At 35.0% G+C, this 14384-nt stretch carries 21 protein-coding genes; 9 read left to right on the forward strand and 12 right to left on the reverse strand.

Going from position 1 to position 14384, the window contains the following annotated elements:
• Positions 1 to 98: 98 nt before the first annotated feature.
• On the forward strand, positions 99 to 464 hold the full coding sequence (locus tag NMAR_RS07530) for an Hsp20/alpha crystallin family protein (RefSeq protein ID WP_238523169.1): 366 nt from the start codon (positions 99 to 101) through the stop codon (positions 462 to 464).
• Here the strand turns inward: NMAR_RS07530 and NMAR_RS07535 are convergent, their stop codons facing one another.
• From NMAR_RS07535 to NMAR_RS09970, 7 genes are all read right to left on the reverse strand, one after another.
• Positions 465 to 1577, reverse strand: coding sequence for a DNA topoisomerase IV subunit A (locus NMAR_RS07535; RefSeq protein WP_012215790.1), 1113 nt, complete (start codon positions 1575 to 1577; stop codon positions 465 to 467).
• Entirely contained in the window at positions 1564 to 3444 is a 1881-nt protein-coding gene (locus NMAR_RS07540; protein ID WP_012215791.1) for a DNA topoisomerase VI subunit B, read from the reverse strand. Before NMAR_RS07540 ends, NMAR_RS07535 begins: the two co-directional genes overlap by 14 nt.
• Complete coding sequence (locus tag NMAR_RS07545) at positions 3431 to 4003, reverse strand: KH domain-containing protein (RefSeq protein WP_012215792.1); 573 nt, start codon at positions 4001 to 4003, stop codon at positions 3431 to 3433. Before NMAR_RS07545 ends, NMAR_RS07540 begins: the two co-directional genes overlap by 14 nt.
• A complete protein-coding gene (locus NMAR_RS07550) occupies positions 4000 to 4779 on the reverse strand; it encodes a serine protein kinase RIO (protein ID WP_012215793.1) in 780 nt (259 codons plus the stop codon). The genes NMAR_RS07545 and NMAR_RS07550 overlap by 4 nt, the downstream gene beginning before the upstream one ends.
• 56 nt (positions 4780 to 4835) lie before the next feature.
• Positions 4836 to 5132, reverse strand: coding sequence for a DUF424 domain-containing protein (locus NMAR_RS07555; RefSeq protein WP_012215794.1), 297 nt, complete (start codon positions 5130 to 5132; stop codon positions 4836 to 4838).
• Entirely contained in the window at positions 5132 to 5554 is a 423-nt protein-coding gene (locus NMAR_RS07560; RefSeq protein WP_012215795.1) for a translation initiation factor IF-2, read from the reverse strand. The genes NMAR_RS07555 and NMAR_RS07560 overlap by 1 nt, the downstream gene beginning before the upstream one ends.
• A 71-nt stretch (positions 5555 to 5625) precedes the next feature.
• Positions 5626 to 5772, reverse strand: a complete 147-nt coding sequence (locus NMAR_RS09970; RefSeq protein ID WP_238523217.1) for a DUF5679 domain-containing protein — start codon at positions 5770 to 5772, stop codon at positions 5626 to 5628.
• 250 nt (positions 5773 to 6022) lie between these two features.
• On the opposite strand from NMAR_RS09970, the gene NMAR_RS07565 reads away from it, so the two are divergent.
• The 4 genes from NMAR_RS07565 (at position 6023) to NMAR_RS07580 (ending at position 9023) form a co-directional block, all read left to right on the forward strand.
• Positions 6023 to 6520, forward strand: coding sequence for a hypothetical protein (locus tag NMAR_RS07565; RefSeq protein WP_012215797.1), 498 nt, complete (start codon positions 6023 to 6025; stop codon positions 6518 to 6520).
• A gap of 70 nt (positions 6521 to 6590) precedes the next feature.
• Entirely contained in the window at positions 6591 to 7736 is a 1146-nt protein-coding gene (locus NMAR_RS07570; protein ID WP_012215798.1) for a DUF373 family protein, read from the forward strand.
• Between the two features lie 169 nt (positions 7737 to 7905).
• The gene (gene uppS / locus NMAR_RS07575) at positions 7906 to 8607 is read left to right on the forward strand and encodes a polyprenyl diphosphate synthase (protein ID WP_274377700.1); all 702 of its coding nucleotides are present in this window, start codon (positions 7906 to 7908) and stop codon (positions 8605 to 8607) included.
• Complete coding sequence (locus tag NMAR_RS07580) at positions 8604 to 9023, forward strand: bis(5'-nucleosyl)-tetraphosphatase (RefSeq protein WP_012215800.1); 420 nt, start codon at positions 8604 to 8606, stop codon at positions 9021 to 9023. The genes uppS and NMAR_RS07580 overlap by 4 nt, the downstream gene beginning before the upstream one ends.
• Here the strand turns inward: NMAR_RS07580 and NMAR_RS07585 are convergent.
• Genes NMAR_RS07585 through NMAR_RS07595 form a run of 3 tightly spaced genes read right to left on the reverse strand, consistent with a single transcriptional unit; the run spans position 9003 to position 11458 of the window.
• The gene (locus tag NMAR_RS07585) at positions 9003 to 9743 is read right to left on the reverse strand and encodes an orotidine 5'-phosphate decarboxylase (protein WP_012215801.1); all 741 of its coding nucleotides are present in this window, start codon (positions 9741 to 9743) and stop codon (positions 9003 to 9005) included. The genes NMAR_RS07580 and NMAR_RS07585 overlap by 21 nt on opposite strands.
• Positions 9724 to 10407: a hypothetical protein gene (locus tag NMAR_RS07590; RefSeq protein WP_012215802.1), complete on the reverse strand. Its 684-nt coding sequence runs from the start codon at positions 10405 to 10407 to the stop codon at positions 9724 to 9726. The genes NMAR_RS07585 and NMAR_RS07590 overlap by 20 nt, the downstream gene beginning before the upstream one ends.
• Positions 10408 to 10456: 49 nt before the next feature.
• A complete protein-coding gene (locus NMAR_RS07595) occupies positions 10457 to 11458 on the reverse strand; it encodes an adenylosuccinate synthetase (protein ID WP_012215803.1) in 1002 nt (333 codons plus the stop codon).
• An 80-nt stretch (positions 11459 to 11538) separates the two neighbouring features.
• Here NMAR_RS07595 and NMAR_RS07600 point away from each other — a divergent pair, with 80 nt between their 5' ends.
• Positions 11539 to 12000, forward strand: coding sequence for a hypothetical protein (locus tag NMAR_RS07600; RefSeq protein WP_012215804.1), 462 nt, complete (start codon positions 11539 to 11541; stop codon positions 11998 to 12000).
• On the opposite strand, the gene NMAR_RS07605 is transcribed toward NMAR_RS07600, so the two are convergent.
• Positions 11997 to 12281, reverse strand: coding sequence for a Fe(2+)-trafficking protein (locus tag NMAR_RS07605; protein ID WP_012215805.1), 285 nt, complete (start codon positions 12279 to 12281; stop codon positions 11997 to 11999). The two genes, NMAR_RS07600 and NMAR_RS07605, sit on opposite strands and share 4 nt — an antisense overlap.
• A 61-nt stretch (positions 12282 to 12342) precedes the next feature.
• The gene (locus tag NMAR_RS07610) at positions 12343 to 12768 is read right to left on the reverse strand and encodes a hypothetical protein (protein WP_012215806.1); all 426 of its coding nucleotides are present in this window, start codon (positions 12766 to 12768) and stop codon (positions 12343 to 12345) included.
• A 153-nt stretch (positions 12769 to 12921) separates the two neighbouring features.
• On the opposite strand from NMAR_RS07610, the gene NMAR_RS07615 reads away from it, so the two are divergent.
• The 3 genes from NMAR_RS07615 to NMAR_RS07625 all read left to right on the forward strand — a co-directional run bounded on the left by NMAR_RS07615 (position 12922) and on the right by NMAR_RS07625 (position 14241).
• Positions 12922 to 13131 carry a hypothetical protein gene (locus NMAR_RS07615; protein ID WP_012215807.1) on the forward strand — a complete coding sequence of 70 codons (210 nt, stop codon included), beginning with the start codon at positions 12922 to 12924 and terminating at the stop codon, positions 13129 to 13131.
• 60 nt (positions 13132 to 13191) lie between these two features.
• The gene (locus NMAR_RS07620; RefSeq protein ID WP_012215808.1) at positions 13192 to 13833 is read left to right on the forward strand and encodes a hypothetical protein; all 642 of its coding nucleotides are present in this window, start codon (positions 13192 to 13194) and stop codon (positions 13831 to 13833) included.
• 120 nt (positions 13834 to 13953) lie between these two features.
• Positions 13954 to 14241 (forward strand): winged helix-turn-helix domain-containing protein, encoded by a 288-nt coding sequence (locus NMAR_RS07625; RefSeq protein WP_012215809.1) that lies wholly within the window; start codon positions 13954 to 13956, stop codon positions 14239 to 14241.
• The last annotated feature ends 143 nt before the right edge of the window (positions 14242 to 14384 follow it).

Below are 14384 nucleotides of genomic sequence, written 5' to 3' on the forward strand. Positions count from 1 at the left end.
ACTGTTTGTCAAGTTACAAGGGAGCATATTCAAATGAACAATCTCTGAATTTTGTAATTCCTATTATTGTGATATTATTTTTAGGGGTAATTTACATAATGACTCAGAGGGCAGATTCAGGCTTTGTTAGTTTCTTCTTGATTGGTGCTGCAGCACTTACAATGTTTTACTGGGTGAGAGTCTTGAAAAAGATGACAAAAGACCAGAAACCACTCTACACACAATCAAGAGAACAAGAACAAAAGAACTGGGTTTATGACTTGATCAAAGGGGATGGAGAGTTTGTTTTTGTAGCAGAAGTCCCAGGGCCTGAAGATAAAGTCGCAGTAAGATTAGTAGATGGAATGTTATACATTAGAGGAACTGGAGGATTTTCAAAAGAAGTGCCAATTGAGGGTGCAAACGATATGCAAATATTTGATTTCAAATATCGTAATGGCGTATTAACACTTAGAATAAAATAATTACAGACTTTTTGCTAATTCTAATTTCTGAGGCAAGTATTTGTCAGTAATGTTGGTAAGACCATATTTTGCAAATGCCTCCAGTTCTGCTTTTCTCTTTAATCTCAAGAATACTTCAAGTTCTTTTTTCCAAATTCCTGATTCATATCGCGGATCCTTTTGCAAATCATAACATCTCTTAATATCAGATTCAGTCATCGGAATAGTTGGTAGTTTGTATTTTTCAATATCAGTTGCCCAAACTCCAACCCATTTTGCATCAGGTACTGTCAATTCTCTAAGATGTGCAGCATTTGCAGAACCAGATTTGATTACCATAGCAATATGTTCTCCATACACATCCCCATCAGTCAAGATGATGACAGGCAGTCCCATTTCATCATGAAGGCGTTTTAGTAAAGTACGTGTAGAACGTGGTGCTTGTCCTCCAGTGTTAATAATGATTGATTTGAATTTTTTATCAACTTGTTCTTCAACAAATCTTGTAAAGAGACCACCTTTCTCAATTGCAATTACAATTTCTGCACTAGTATCAACTAGTTCAGCAGTAGTTAGACTAGGTCCAATAGAATAACCATCAGGATGGTTTGATAGATTCATCTTTTTACCCTCATATCCAGGAATTGTGTATTCAATATTCAAATCACCAAAGATAGAGCTTCGCTCTTCAGGGAAGATGTGGAAATCTTCTCTTGGTCTTGAGGTTACAGCCTCTAAATCCACAATGATGTTATCTGATTCAGATTGGTCATCAAACTCTATTGCAAATGCTTGGGATGAATAATACACATCTCTTAATGTAGAGGATTTTTTCTCTTGAGTGAGGCGATTTGCAAAAAATGCAAGCCACATTAGTTGAGTAAATGAGCGAAGTTGGGCAGAATTCTTTGCGCTTCTAAGAGCAGTAGAATTTCCTAGAATATACTGTCTTAGTTTTTTGTCATAAACGATATTACTAACAGATCTACTTGGAATGGAGAATTTTGGGAATTGTCCATTTTCTAAATCTTCATAGATTTTTGCACCGTGGTTTTTTAGAGATTCAAGAATTGTTTTTTGTTTCTCTTTTGCTTTTTTGCTGATCTCTTTTGCTTTTTTCTCACTTGCTTTCAATTGGTTTTTCCTCCTCTATTGTCTTTTCAGTTTTAATTTCAACAGGTTCTAGTTCCTCTAAAATTTTCTTGTAATTAGGTTCTTTTTTCTTTCCGGCAAGTTCAGTACAAAATTCTGCGATCATTGGAATGTATTTTGCATAAAGATTTGCTCTCTTTTTTGCCATTTCTGCTTGGCCTCTCTTTGACATGAATGCAGCTAGTTTTCTTGATAAGAATTGTAATCCTAGTCGGAGTTCGCGTTCGATCTCTTGTCTGTCTGCAACATTTTCTTTTCCTGCAGTCTTGTAAGGGATTCTAGTTGAGCAAATATGAGAGACTATGATAAATGGTGGATCACCTTTTACTTTGTATCGTCCCCAGTCAGTATCATTTACAACTTTTAGAACTACATCACTGCCTTCATCATAAAGTAGTGGAATTCTGTTTGCATATCGGTATACATGAGGTCCACCTGATTTGATGTCACCACCATATGCAATACCCATCTCAACAATAAATGGGAATCCAGAATATGCCGAAGCTGGGCGTTGAACAACAGCAACAAAATCAGGATTAAAGAATTTCTTGATTCCTTTTTCTAGTGGTGATTCGCCTAATGGTGCAAGGCAACTAGAGTCTGGAGCCATGAAATCATCGAATTTCTGTAAAGCGTCACTAAGGTTCACTAGTTCTTGATTGGTCAGAGTACCCATGCGTTTTTCAGGCTTGAATTTTGCAAACTCGGCGAATTTTACTGCAGTAGTAGGACCTACACGTTGGAATCTTTTGGTAAGAAATGTAGTAAGGGGTTCACCTTGAACAGTGTTAGTAAGTTGTTTGTAATACTGACTTTCAGGATCCATATCAACTGTTTTTGATTGAGAATCTCCAAAGTCCCAATAATGTAATTTTTTGTTTGGAACATCTAAATCTTCAATTCTAATCTTGCTTAATTTTTCAAAATCCATTTTCAGAAATGACAACAAGGCTATCACTACACGAACTTGACGTGAAAGATTTTTCCATTTCTTTTTTGCTTTGGTCATAATTGCAGTAAAGCTTAGATTTTGTTTTGACAATCCTAAATCTTTTCTTACCTTTTCAATCATTACATCATCAATTGTCGGAATTTCAAATTGAGATTCAACAATCATTCTTCTGATTCTTTCAACATCAATTCCATGTGGGTGTGGTCTGATAATTGTTGGTGGAGGAGGAATCTCTTTTACAAATCTAGTGTGTTGGAATTTTTGTCCTTTAGGATCATCAAAAGTAATTGTTGCATAAGGAGTAATTAATGATGTTTCATAGACATAATCTCTAATTTTGTTTCCTGCTTTAGAGTAATCACCTTCTAAACAAATACTAACAGAAAGTCCTTTCTTGGAAGCTTCTTTTGTATTGTGTTTTACAATTACAGGTTTGTTTTTTTGAATGTCCAATAATATTTCAAACTGGTTTTGAGTTTGTCCATCAGCACAACTTTTTACAATTACGGGTTTGTTTGTTGTAATCTGACCATACAAAATTGCCATTGTTGCACCAAGTCCAAACATACCTCTTGCTTGTTTTAATCCAAATTTGGAACCATAAAGGACAGTTCCAAATGCTAGTGGAATGTGTTTTGCGTCAACTCCAGGTCCATTATCCTTTACAGTCAAGATGTAGGGTTTTGGGTCTGGTTTGTCGGGCTCAACAGCCTTAATTGTTAAGTGTACATCAGGTAGTATTCCTTTTTGATCACAGGCATCAAGAGCATTTTCAACAAATTCCCTGACAGCAGTGTATAGTGAACGGGTAGGATTACTGAACCCAGCCAAATCACGATTACTATAGAAAAACTCACTAGGAGAAATCTGATTAAATTTTTCTTTAATAGAAGACATCTTGATCTTCCCACAACTTCATTTTTTCTTGTTTTTCTTTTCTATTTGCAGCTTCTAATTTATCATAAACTGCACCATGCATACTTCCACTGGAAATAGAAGAGATTGCATCAACTGCTAATCGTAATTTACTTGCATCACCAATAATTGAAACTGTTTTTCCATAAACTGAGATATGAGTACTGCTAAGATTTTCCATATTTCTTCTTGCTCTACCACCTTCTCCAATAATTCTCCCTTTTATCCTTTCAACATTTGCATTAGATTTTCCAGCAAACTCTCGAAGATCTATAACATGCAATGTGTTCTCTCCCTTTAACAAGGTCATAGCGTTTTCAGGAGAAAAACCTCTACCAATTGCTGTAACAATTTCCATCGCTTTGAATGGTTGGATCTTTTCAACATCACCATCAGACTTTATGAGAACTTCTCCAGTCTCACCATCTATATCTAAAGACACATGACATGATTTTTCAATTTTAGATTTAATGTTTCCAGATTTCCCAATGAGTACTGCTATCCTGTCATTTGGAATTCGTAGTAATTTCTCAAAACTCATTTTACAATATCCTCAAATAATTTATCTGTGTCCTCAACAGAAACTCCTCGTTTTTTGAAGAACCTTGTAATGTTATTAATGTCTCTCTTAAGAAATTCTTGAGTATTTGGGTGTCTCAAATCAACTGCAGATCCCAAATCAAAAACCACCAATCCGTTTTGTGTCTTGAAGATATTATATTCTGAAAAATCTCCATGTACTAACTTTGCCTTTTGATACATATCTAAAATAATTTGGATAGACTGTTTGTAGTCATCCTCATCTACTTGTGAATCAAGTAACGATTTTCCAGGAGCTCCATTTTCACCCACAAATTCCATTGCCAATACATTATTTGTCACATGAAGGGGTTTTGGAACAGGGATTCCAGCCTCAAAACACTGAGTTAAGTTTCGATATTCCTTTTTTGCCCAGAGATACACAAGGTTTTTGGTTCCTTTTTTGACGTTTGAGAATCTAGGGTCACCAAGTATGTATGGTTCACGTTTTTTAAAATTCGAAGTACTAACAAGATAAATTTTCAATGCAACATCTGAATCATTTTCATCAACTCCCCAAAACAAAACTGATTCTTTTCCAGCACTTACTGCACCATTGACATATGCAATGATATGATCTGTGATCATTTTGTATAACGTCATGACAGTTGGCTTATCTAAGACTTCGTTTACTACTTTGCCTTTTTTAAAACCATCATCCAAAGTTTTTCGTTTAGCTTTTGAAATTAATTTTTTATCTATCTTCGATTCAAGTTTTTTGCTAAGAATATCAGTCATTACTCAATAACACCTCCACTAGATAAAATGAATTTCTTTTTTGTATGGAAATCATTTTACATTTTAAAAACTATGAGAAATGGAACTCCAGAAATTTTTTTAACAGCATTTTCAGAACCAATACCTAATCCAAGAGATAAAGAAATAGTTTCATCACCTACAAGATTAATTATTGCAGAATTTTTTAGTAGAGTTTCAGCTTCTTCTTTTTCGACAAATCTTTCTCCGTAATAGCTTTCACTTATGTGCATGTTTAGTTCACCTTCAACAATTGTTTTACCCAATAGTTCTGCATCACATATGTTCAACATTGGGTTTTTTTGATAATCAGTTTGACGTACTGCAAATGGCATTATGCATATTTACCTTTTAGAGTTGATTTTGCACCACATGCTTCACAAATCAAAAATGATATGCGATTTTCTTTTAGTATCTTGGTATCAGGACTTTTGCAAGTAGGGCATTCAAGATAATCTTTAACATAAATTTGAAATAATCTAGTAAAATCATCAGGATCACGCTTTCCAATAAACATGGCCTTATCACCAATTCTTTCAGCAGGAACTGCAAATTCTTTTGAAAGGTACTGTAATACTTTATCAGGATCTCTTCTAAGCACTTTTGGGAATTCAGAGAAATTACGCAAGAAAGTCTTCTGTCCTTCCCACATCACATCAACAACAGGAAGTTCAAACCTAGCAGTAGAGGTCTTTTCAGTATCACCTAGTTTATCCTGTATCCTTTTGAGTAGATTCTCATATTCTGCTTTGGTCACTAAAAAATAGTCAAGACTAGACCCTATATGGGTTTTGAAAAAGAAGAAGTCGTGTGGATTTTGTTTCTAAATTATTCCATTTTTCCGATACGGAAAACGTTAGTTCCACATTCAGGACATGTACCTTTTACGGCAGGACGTCCGTTCTTTAGTTTAGTTTCTTTGGGATCTTTAATGTCCCTTTTTTCGCGGCATTTTACGCAATATGCTGTAACCATTCTAAAAATTGTCAAACACGCTGGTATTTAGGAAGAGCCTGTGAAAATTATTTAACTACAGGCTAGATGCAGGTAAATTTTTTTGTGCCTCAAAAAAAGCCTGAATTCAAAAATTTTAACGAATGTTAGCAAATTTTAGAAAATTATGGTCAAGATTATGCAAAAAACTAATTTTTCTAATATTTGTTTAATAATGGAAAATTTCTTCAAAGATTATCAATTATAAACCAGCAGACATTATAGAAGAAAAATGGCATCAAAAAAAGGAATTGCAATTACAATAATTATTTTGGGCGCAATAACTGGAGCCAGTTTTTTGGTATGGACAGTACCACAACAAAATGAAACAACATTCATCATTACAGATTATGAAAACTATCTAGATGGTGCAAAAAGTATCCATGAAGTTTTACAAAAATCGACTGATATAGAATATCAAAAACTATTGGATGGCGAGATAACACCAGACCAATACATCACATCAGCTGATGTTACATCAAGTCAAGTAACATCACAAATCAGCGAGTTTGTAACATCAAAACCACCTGAGGAATGGCAAAATAGTTACATTAGTTTCATGGATGGAATGAAGAAATTCAATTCATACATTGGAGAGACCAAAGTGTTAGCAAATCTAATACAAAATGAAAGTTCACAAGAAGAGTTCACAGAGGCAATGGAGAAAATTGAATCACTAAAAGCAGAATCAATGGAGTTAGTCAAAATTTCTGATGACTCCAGACCTTAGCCTCAAAACCGAATTTTAATAATCATAATGGTTGGAAATCGTTAAAAGGCAATTTCACAAAACAAGATGAATGTCTCAACGCTCAGACAAGGTTGAAAAAGATGTCAACGCATCTACTGCCAACAAATTACTCGTAATTTGTGTAGATAGAGACAATGATGTAGGTGAAAAGGCAGGCATCGTAACGCCAGTAATTGGGAGAGATGCATGCATTGAGGCAGCACAGAGATTAGCATTAGAAGATCCTGAAGATGCAGATTCTAATTCAATATTTTCTGCAATCAAAACGTATGAAGACTTGGTAAGTAAGGGATATCAGGTTGAAGTTGTTACAGTTGCAGGTGTAAAAGATAGAGGCGTTCAAGCTGATGAGAAAATTCTTAGTGAAACAAGAAAGGTTTTAGATAAATTTTCTGCAAATGGCGCAGTTATAGTTTCAGATGGTGAAGATGATGAAAGTGTTATTCCAGTAATTCAAAATGTTCTACCAGTAGTTTCAGTGCAACGTGTTGTAATGAAAGTAAGCAGAAGTGTAGAGTATTCCTATGCAGTATTTGGAAAATATCTTAAAATGATTGCATATGATTCAAGATATTCAAAATTTTTCTTGGGAGTTCCAGGAATCCTTTTGTTAATTGGTGGTGTTGCATCCGTATTTGGAATTACTACTGAAATTTTTGCAGTACTTGTTAGTATTTTAGGTGGTGCATTTTTGATTAGAGCATTTGATATTGACAGAGTATGGTCAAGCTGGTCAAAACCGACGCCGATGGGTTTTATCAGAATGTTTACAATGGTTGCAGGAATATTGTTGATACTTTCATCAGTACCAGCTGGTGTTGCATCAATTGATCCAGAATTAGCTGAGGCAGATACTACATTTGTTGCAAAGATAACTGATCAAGTAATTATCGGTCAGTTTGTTGCAGGAGTATTACCAATATTGTGGACAGGACTTGGTGCAATCTTTGCAGGAACTTTACTTAGTAACTGGATTGGAGGAGTACCAAGACAAATCAGCGACATATTGAGAATAATTGTGCTCATAGCTTTGTATCCAACAATCTACCAGTTTACAAACATCATGATTTCTGATGTGAGTTCATTTACATTGATTCCTCCACTTTTAGGGGGACTGGCAGCAACCTTGGTTTCAGCCACAATTCTCTTCAAAAAATACAGAAAACACAAAGACCAAGAGATGGTTTCTGATTAATTCAGACCATTTCTAGGCTGAATTTTGCAAAAACACTGATATCTTTAGTTGCAGACTAACCATCAAAAGGTGAATCAGTATTAGTAAAATCAAAGATGTACTCCTCCAATTATCGGGTCTTTACAAAATTTATGGAAAAAGACTAGAAAGTGAGATTCAAACTGGAGACATTCCAAATCATGTTGCATTAATTTTAGATGGAAATCGTAGATGGGCCAAAAGACATCTGTCACTTCCAAAGGCAGGACACTGGAAGGGAGCTGATGCAGTAGAGAACCTTCTTGATTGGTGTGAAGAGTTTAACATCAAAATTGTAACGCTGTATGCATTATCAGCTGAAAACTTGGATAGAAATGATGAAGAACTTGATCATCTCTACGAGTTAATTCGCATGAGGTTAGAAAAGCTGTACAACGATCCACGAATTCATCGATCAAAGATGAGAGTAAAGGGTATTGGAAGAATAGAGTTGCTGCCTGATTCCATCAAAGAGATTTTACAAAAGTTAGATGATGCTACTAAAGACTATGACAATCATTTCCTAAACATTGCACTAGCATATGGTGGACAGTATGAACTAGTTGATGCTGTCAAAAAGATAGGTGAAAAAATCAAAGACGGTCAGTTAGATGTTGAAAAGATTACAAAAAAAGAGATTGAATCAAACTTGTATACATCACACTTGCCACAGTCATCACCAGACATGATTTTGAGAACATCAGGTGAAAAAAGACTCAGTGGGTTTTTGATGTGGCAAAGCGCATACAGTGAATTAGTTTTTATGGATATCTTTTGGCCAGAGTTTAGGAAAATAGATTTGATGCGAGCCATTAGAACATTTCAAGAAAGAAAAAGAAGATTAGGAAAATGATTGAAGAGACATCAGCAGGAATAGTATTGTTTAGAAAAGAGGACTCTAAGAATTTGTTTTTACTTTTACATTATCCATCAGGTCATTGGGATTTTGTAAAAGGTAAGATGGAAAAAGGTGAATCAACACATGAAACTGCAGTAAGAGAAACAAAAGAAGAGACAGGGATAACTGATGTGAATTTTGTAGAAGGGTTTGAAGAGTGGATAGAATACAATTTTCAATATCAAAAGGAGCTTGTTCACAAAAAAGTTGTCTTCTTTTTGGCGGAAACTACAACTAAAGAAGTAAACATTTCACATGAGCATCTTGATTACACATGGATGGATTACAATACTGCAATGGAAAAGACTACGTTTGATAATGCAAAGACAGTTCTAACTAAAGCTCAGATGCTACTTTCCAAGACTGTCTAGCTGCAAATCTTTTGCAATATCAGTTGGTTTTTTTGCATTTAGAATTGTTCTTCCAACAATTAGATAATTTGTTCCAGCAGAGATAACTTCACTTGCATTACCACCTTGTGTTCCAACACCTGGAGAAAAGATACTGAGTTTTCGTCCAGCCTTTTTTGAGCAGTACTGGATAATTTTTGGAAAAGTTGCACCAACTACAATTCCATCAACTTTTGCTTCCAGTGCCCAATCTAAGAATAGTTGATAGAGTTGCTGCTTTTTTCGCATCTTTACTTCCATGTCGTATGATAATTTAGCCTCAGGGGCGCTCATATGACACAAGGTGATGACTCCTTTGCCATTTTTGTGGGCAGATTTTACCAGATTTTTCAGACTATCTAGTCCCATGATAGGATTTGCAATGACTGCATCAAAACCCATCTTCCACAAATTTTCTGTAGTAACACGATTTGTGTTGCCAATATCATTTAGTTTAATGTCGGCAATTGTTTGAAGACCATACCTATGAGCTGTTTTGTTTATGTTGAGGACTTGTTTGCTACTTAGTGGAAGTAACAAATGAAAATTTAGTTTTACTGCACAAAGATACGGATGTAATTTTTTGATATTAGAGATTGTTTTTGTTTCTAAATTTTTTACAGATGGATCATAGTCATTAGCAAGAATTACTTTGCCATTTGTTTTTGCGATCTGAGAAAGTCTAGTTTTGAAGGTGAGCATAATCAACTAATGGATGAGTGTCTTTTAATTTTATTATTTTGATGTATGAATAACCGTGTTCAGATGGATTATCAACAAAGACTGGTTCAATTACATTGCTAGTTGAGAACTTTAGGAATGGTTTTTCGGGATCTTTGTCTAGTAATACATGACAAAAGTATGATGTTCCTTCTTCATTAAAATTCATGAAGACCCCAAGAAGCCATTTATCATTATGAGGGAACAGAAATAACGGGAATGGTATTTCTTCAAATCCCCATGTAAGTTTTGCAAGACTAGACATGTCTTCTAGTTCAATTGGTTGATATCGGTCTAGAGTGCCATTTCCAGGTTTCAGTGTTTTTGGAAGTGATTTTATTCGAACAATTGGAGAGTATAATTTACTAGAATCAGAAGTAGAATCTACAATTTCAGATTCTTCTTTGCCTCCTGTTAATCCATAACGAAGATAATGGCCGTTATGATCCAGAGGTGTAAAGTATACGATTGGTTTTTCTTTTAGAACATCCATTTGGACTGAAAGAATTTTTCTGCCGTCATGATCATGCAAAAATGATACACGTGGTGCACGCTCTAGTGCACAAACGAGCCTAGTGAATTCTAAAGTGGAATTAACTTGTATGTATCGAGGTTGTTTGTCAACAGGAGAAGAAGGTTGTTCCACGAAAGTTAACGATCGATTAACAAATTAAACTTATCCAAAAAGTTGGAGCCTAGTTTCTTCTGTCAATGACATCATTGACAGTTGGTCCTGTTCCAATAATTGTAACAGGCGTGTTTAATTCATCTTCAATATTTTTTATGAATGCTTTTGCATCATCAAACAATTCATCATACGAAGTTTTTCCCGCACAGTCTGTAAACAACACATCTAGTTTTGTAATTGAGATTTGTGTTGCACCATTAAGCATGATTGCACGCCTAGCTAAATCAAAATCAAAATCAGCTGCACGACGTTGACGTCCTGTAACAGTTCCAAACTCAGACCAGCCTTTCTTTTCTGCTTCTTCAAGTGAGAGTTCTTTGTCAAGTGGGCCCGTGCCTACACGCGTAACATAAGACTTGAAGACAACAATCACTTCATCTACTTTGGTTGGACCTAATCCAATATCAGCACAAATTCCTGAAGCTGTAACATCCTTTGAGGTTACAAATGGATATGTACCATGCCACAAAGATAGGAATGTGCCTTGAGTTCCTTCAATTAGGACATTTTCGTTTTTGTCTATAGCAGAATTAATCTCGGCTGGAACATCTGTAATTATTGAGGATAGTGAATCAAAGTCTTTTGCCAAGTTCAAAACCCTCATTGCCCTATCAGCATTTGCAGGTCCTGTTCCTGAGCCGGTACTACCAATCTTCTCTTTGAGTTCACCTTTGGAATCTCGAGCAAGATGAGTCTCTTCAATAACTCCACAATGTTTGTCAATAAATGCACGTCCTGAGACACCAAAATCATCAATCTCTTTTTGCAGTACTTCAGGATTAATCACAACACCTGGGCCAATCATGACTTTGGCATCTTTGTTTAGAAAACCGCTTGGAAGCATACGAACTTTGTAAACTTTATCGCCATCTTTGATTGTGTGACCGGCATTTGGTCCTGCACCGCCACGAACTATAACTTTGGGATTATCTTTTATTGCCAAATAGGAGATGATCTTTCCTTTTCCTTCATCTCCAAAAAATCCACCAACTACAACAGTAGATGTCATGATGTTGAGCTTGACTTTGGTTTATTTAAGCTAAAGTGGTGTGACATCATTTTATAACCAAGATTGGATTTTCTAGATCGATGGTTGGAGAGAATTTTGCAGGAAACATCATTGTCAATCTAGCAAATCTCCCAGACTTTTTGAGAAATCCAATTCTAAAAAAACGGATGATGGAATTTTTTTCATTGGCAAAACCAGATCAGGATGAAGTGATCAACAATGCACTAGAGGCAGGACCAACAATTCCATTCCCAAATTTTGCAAAACTCTTCAAGACATGGCTAAAAATTTTGACTACACTTTCTGAAGAGCAAAGAGAGGGACTGTTTTCAGCATACATTACAGAAGTTGCACAAAATCCGCAAAAACTAATCACATTCAATCTAGATGGAATATTGGAAATTTATCTCACACTAGAAGAAAATGAAAAAGAAATACTGGCAAGTACAGTAAAAAGAATAATCAATAATCTTGATGAGGATAAAAAGAGAAGAATAATGTTAGTTATTCCTGAAAATGCGAAAAAACACTTGAAGTTTTAAGCGCCAGGTTGAGGCTCATCAGGTTTTCTGTTATCTTCATTGGTATAATCAATAACTTCTCCTTCAGGAGACAATACACCTACAAAGATTTTCTCGTGTTTTTTTAGTAATTTTCTGTGATCAGCCATTGACATATCAAGTTTCAATTCATTCATTACCATTATCTGATACTCTTTCCATTCAGCCCAACACTTGTTACATGTGGGATATTTCTCATTGACTGGACCTAATTGTTCAGTATCAGGAATTTCATTCTTGCATTTTGTACAAGTACGAGTCATGAAAGATTGCTATTTGAAACTCCTTTTATCTTTTATTGAGTCAAATAAAAAAGAAAAGAGGTTACCCCGTAGTGTAATCATGCACTTTTACTTCATTGAGGATTTTTTCCATGATTTGTTGTTGACCACCAGAGTTGTCAATTGTTACAAGAAGTAGGTTTCCACTTGGCAAAGGAATTGTTGCCCTTCTTAGCTTCTCATAAACAGCCAATGTATAGAGTCCCTCGCCAACTTTGCTGTAATGTTTTTCTCGGGATTTCCATGCACTAATTGCGTGTTGGATTGTGTCTAGTGTGTCATCGTGTGAGAGATACAGATTAGTATTTGGTCTTGAATGTGTTGCAAGGATTTCGCCATTCATGTTAGCTACTGCAGCAAATCGAATGTTCTCATCAAGGTCAAAGAGGCGATGCATTACTCCATCATAGTTTAGTTCTTGTGCCATTGGAGATTTGTGGATTTCATAAAAGATAACTATGATTGACATGAATCGAAAAATTTGTCTGATTTTTTGTCAATTTTTAAAAATATGTTCAAATGAGAAGAGCAATCAAACTTTATGCCTAGAAAATTTTCAGAAAAGCAGTTTTCTTGAGATTTTGTGAAAAGTAATAATAATTAACAAAGGCCAAATCATTTCATGAAGATAAAGTGTCCCAAGTGTAAAGAGGACGCAGACTTGTCACCAGACTTTTCTTTTGTAAAATGTGGATCTTGTGATTTGGATATGAGTTATGGTGAATACGTCAAATTTGTTGCACATAACCAAGCAACTTATTCAGACATACTTGGTGACTATGCAGGAAGTACTGAAGGACAGACTGCAGGTTCCCTAGATGAATGGGATTAACAAGATGGTAAAATCATTCATCAGATTAAAATAATTAGTTTAGTAGATTTCTAAACATCATTGGAATTTCTCTTAGAAAATATACTTAATCTCATAGGATTTTTGGTTGGACTTGGAATTGGAATAATGTCACTGATTGGATTCCGAAACACAGGCAGTCCAACATTATTTAGATTAACAATTGCATTTTTCTCAATCAGTATTGGATTCTTTGTAATATGGGCAGGATACATGGCAGAAGATTTTGTCATAAAGTCTGGCAACATTGAAAGATGGATACAAACTTTGGGAATTGCAATTCAAACAGTTGGATACTTTTTCATTGCATTCTCACACAGTATCAAATCATTTTTTCCAAAATCAAGTTACTTTAGATCAGTTGGAATCTTACCATTCTTTCTAGTTTCATCAGTGCAGTTAGAACATCTCTTTAGATCAGTTTCATTCATCTTGCTTGCATATGGTGCAATTGAGACAATGTTATCATATCTTGATAATAGAAACAAAGGAGCAATCTCAGTTTCAATTGGATTGGCATTATTGGCATTAGGAGAATTTCTTGGATGGTACTCATTTGTCTTCCCTGAATCCATCCTCTATTCAGTATCAATGGTAATCAAAATTGGAGGATTAATTGCATTATTCATCCCAGTTAGCAAGGTTCCTCTAACCAAGATAAAATTTGACGAAGGATTAGAGTAATTTTTCAATCTAGGCTCGAATTTTTCCAAAATGCAAAAGTTGTCAAATTCTTTTATCTTTTTTGTATATTGCAAAATATCATCGTTCTATCATAGAAATTCTCAAAAGAATCAGTAAGAAATGGCCGAGTATAGAACTCATATGAAAATTATTGGCGATATTCTATCTACTACCAGAGATGATCTTCAAGACGAAGATGGGGCAACAGTAACTTATCTGATTAGAAAAGCAAACGTTTCTCATTCTAGAATTTCAAGAATTCTAAAAACACTGGTATCTCAAGGTCTATTGGAGCAAGTCGACAGTCAAGGTTCTAACAAATACAAAATCAGTCCAACAGGAAGAGAGTTTCTTCAAGCATATTACAAGTTTACAAGCTTTGCAGACAATTTTGGATTAAACATCTAATCTTCATCCAAATCATCTAATTCATCATCAAAGTCATCTTCAAAATCTGTATCCTGATAATCTGGATTAGACATACGTTACCATAGAAAAAATTTGATGTTAAAAACTTTTCAAAAGAAAATGGTAATTAAACAAAAAAACTA

Origin of the sequence: Nitrosopumilus maritimus SCM1 (assembly GCF_000018465.1) — an archaeon.
Taxonomy (GTDB): Archaea; Thermoproteota; Nitrososphaeria; order Nitrososphaerales; family Nitrosopumilaceae; genus Nitrosopumilus; species Nitrosopumilus maritimus.

Coding starts and splice junctions, on each gene's coding strand:
- NMAR_RS07530 (WP_238523169.1), top strand. CDS start 99: ATGACTCAGAGGGCAGATTCAGGCTTTGTTAGTTTCTTCTTGATTGGT.
- NMAR_RS07540 (WP_012215791.1), bottom strand. CDS start 3,444: ATGTCTTCTATTAAAGAAAAATTTAATCAGATTTCTCCTAGTGAGTTT.
- NMAR_RS07545 (WP_012215792.1), bottom strand. CDS start 4,003: ATGAGTTTTGAGAAATTACTACGAATTCCAAATGACAGGATAGCAGTA.
- NMAR_RS07550 (WP_012215793.1), bottom strand. CDS start 4,779: ATGACTGATATTCTTAGCAAAAAACTTGAATCGAAGATAGATAAAAAA.
- NMAR_RS07555 (WP_012215794.1), bottom strand. CDS start 5,132: ATGCCATTTGCAGTACGTCAAACTGATTATCAAAAAAACCCAATGTTG.
- NMAR_RS09970 (WP_238523217.1), bottom strand. CDS start 5,772: ATGGTTACAGCATATTGCGTAAAATGCCGCGAAAAAAGGGACATTAAA.
- NMAR_RS07565 (WP_012215797.1), top strand. CDS start 6,023: ATGGCATCAAAAAAAGGAATTGCAATTACAATAATTATTTTGGGCGCA.
- NMAR_RS07570 (WP_012215798.1), top strand. CDS start 6,591: ATGTCTCAACGCTCAGACAAGGTTGAAAAAGATGTCAACGCATCTACT.
- NMAR_RS07580 (WP_012215800.1), top strand. CDS start 8,604: ATGATTGAAGAGACATCAGCAGGAATAGTATTGTTTAGAAAAGAGGAC.
- NMAR_RS07585 (WP_012215801.1), bottom strand. CDS start 9,743: ATGCTCACCTTCAAAACTAGACTTTCTCAGATCGCAAAAACAAATGGC.
- NMAR_RS07595 (WP_012215803.1), bottom strand. CDS start 11,458: ATGACATCTACTGTTGTAGTTGGTGGATTTTTTGGAGATGAAGGAAAA.
- NMAR_RS07600 (WP_012215804.1), top strand. CDS start 11,539: ATGGTTGGAGAGAATTTTGCAGGAAACATCATTGTCAATCTAGCAAAT.
- NMAR_RS07605 (WP_012215805.1), bottom strand. CDS start 12,281: ATGACTCGTACTTGTACAAAATGCAAGAATGAAATTCCTGATACTGAA.
- NMAR_RS07610 (WP_012215806.1), bottom strand. CDS start 12,768: ATGTCAATCATAGTTATCTTTTATGAAATCCACAAATCTCCAATGGCA.
- NMAR_RS07615 (WP_012215807.1), top strand. CDS start 12,922: ATGAAGATAAAGTGTCCCAAGTGTAAAGAGGACGCAGACTTGTCACCA.
- NMAR_RS07625 (WP_012215809.1), top strand. CDS start 13,954: ATGGCCGAGTATAGAACTCATATGAAAATTATTGGCGATATTCTATCT.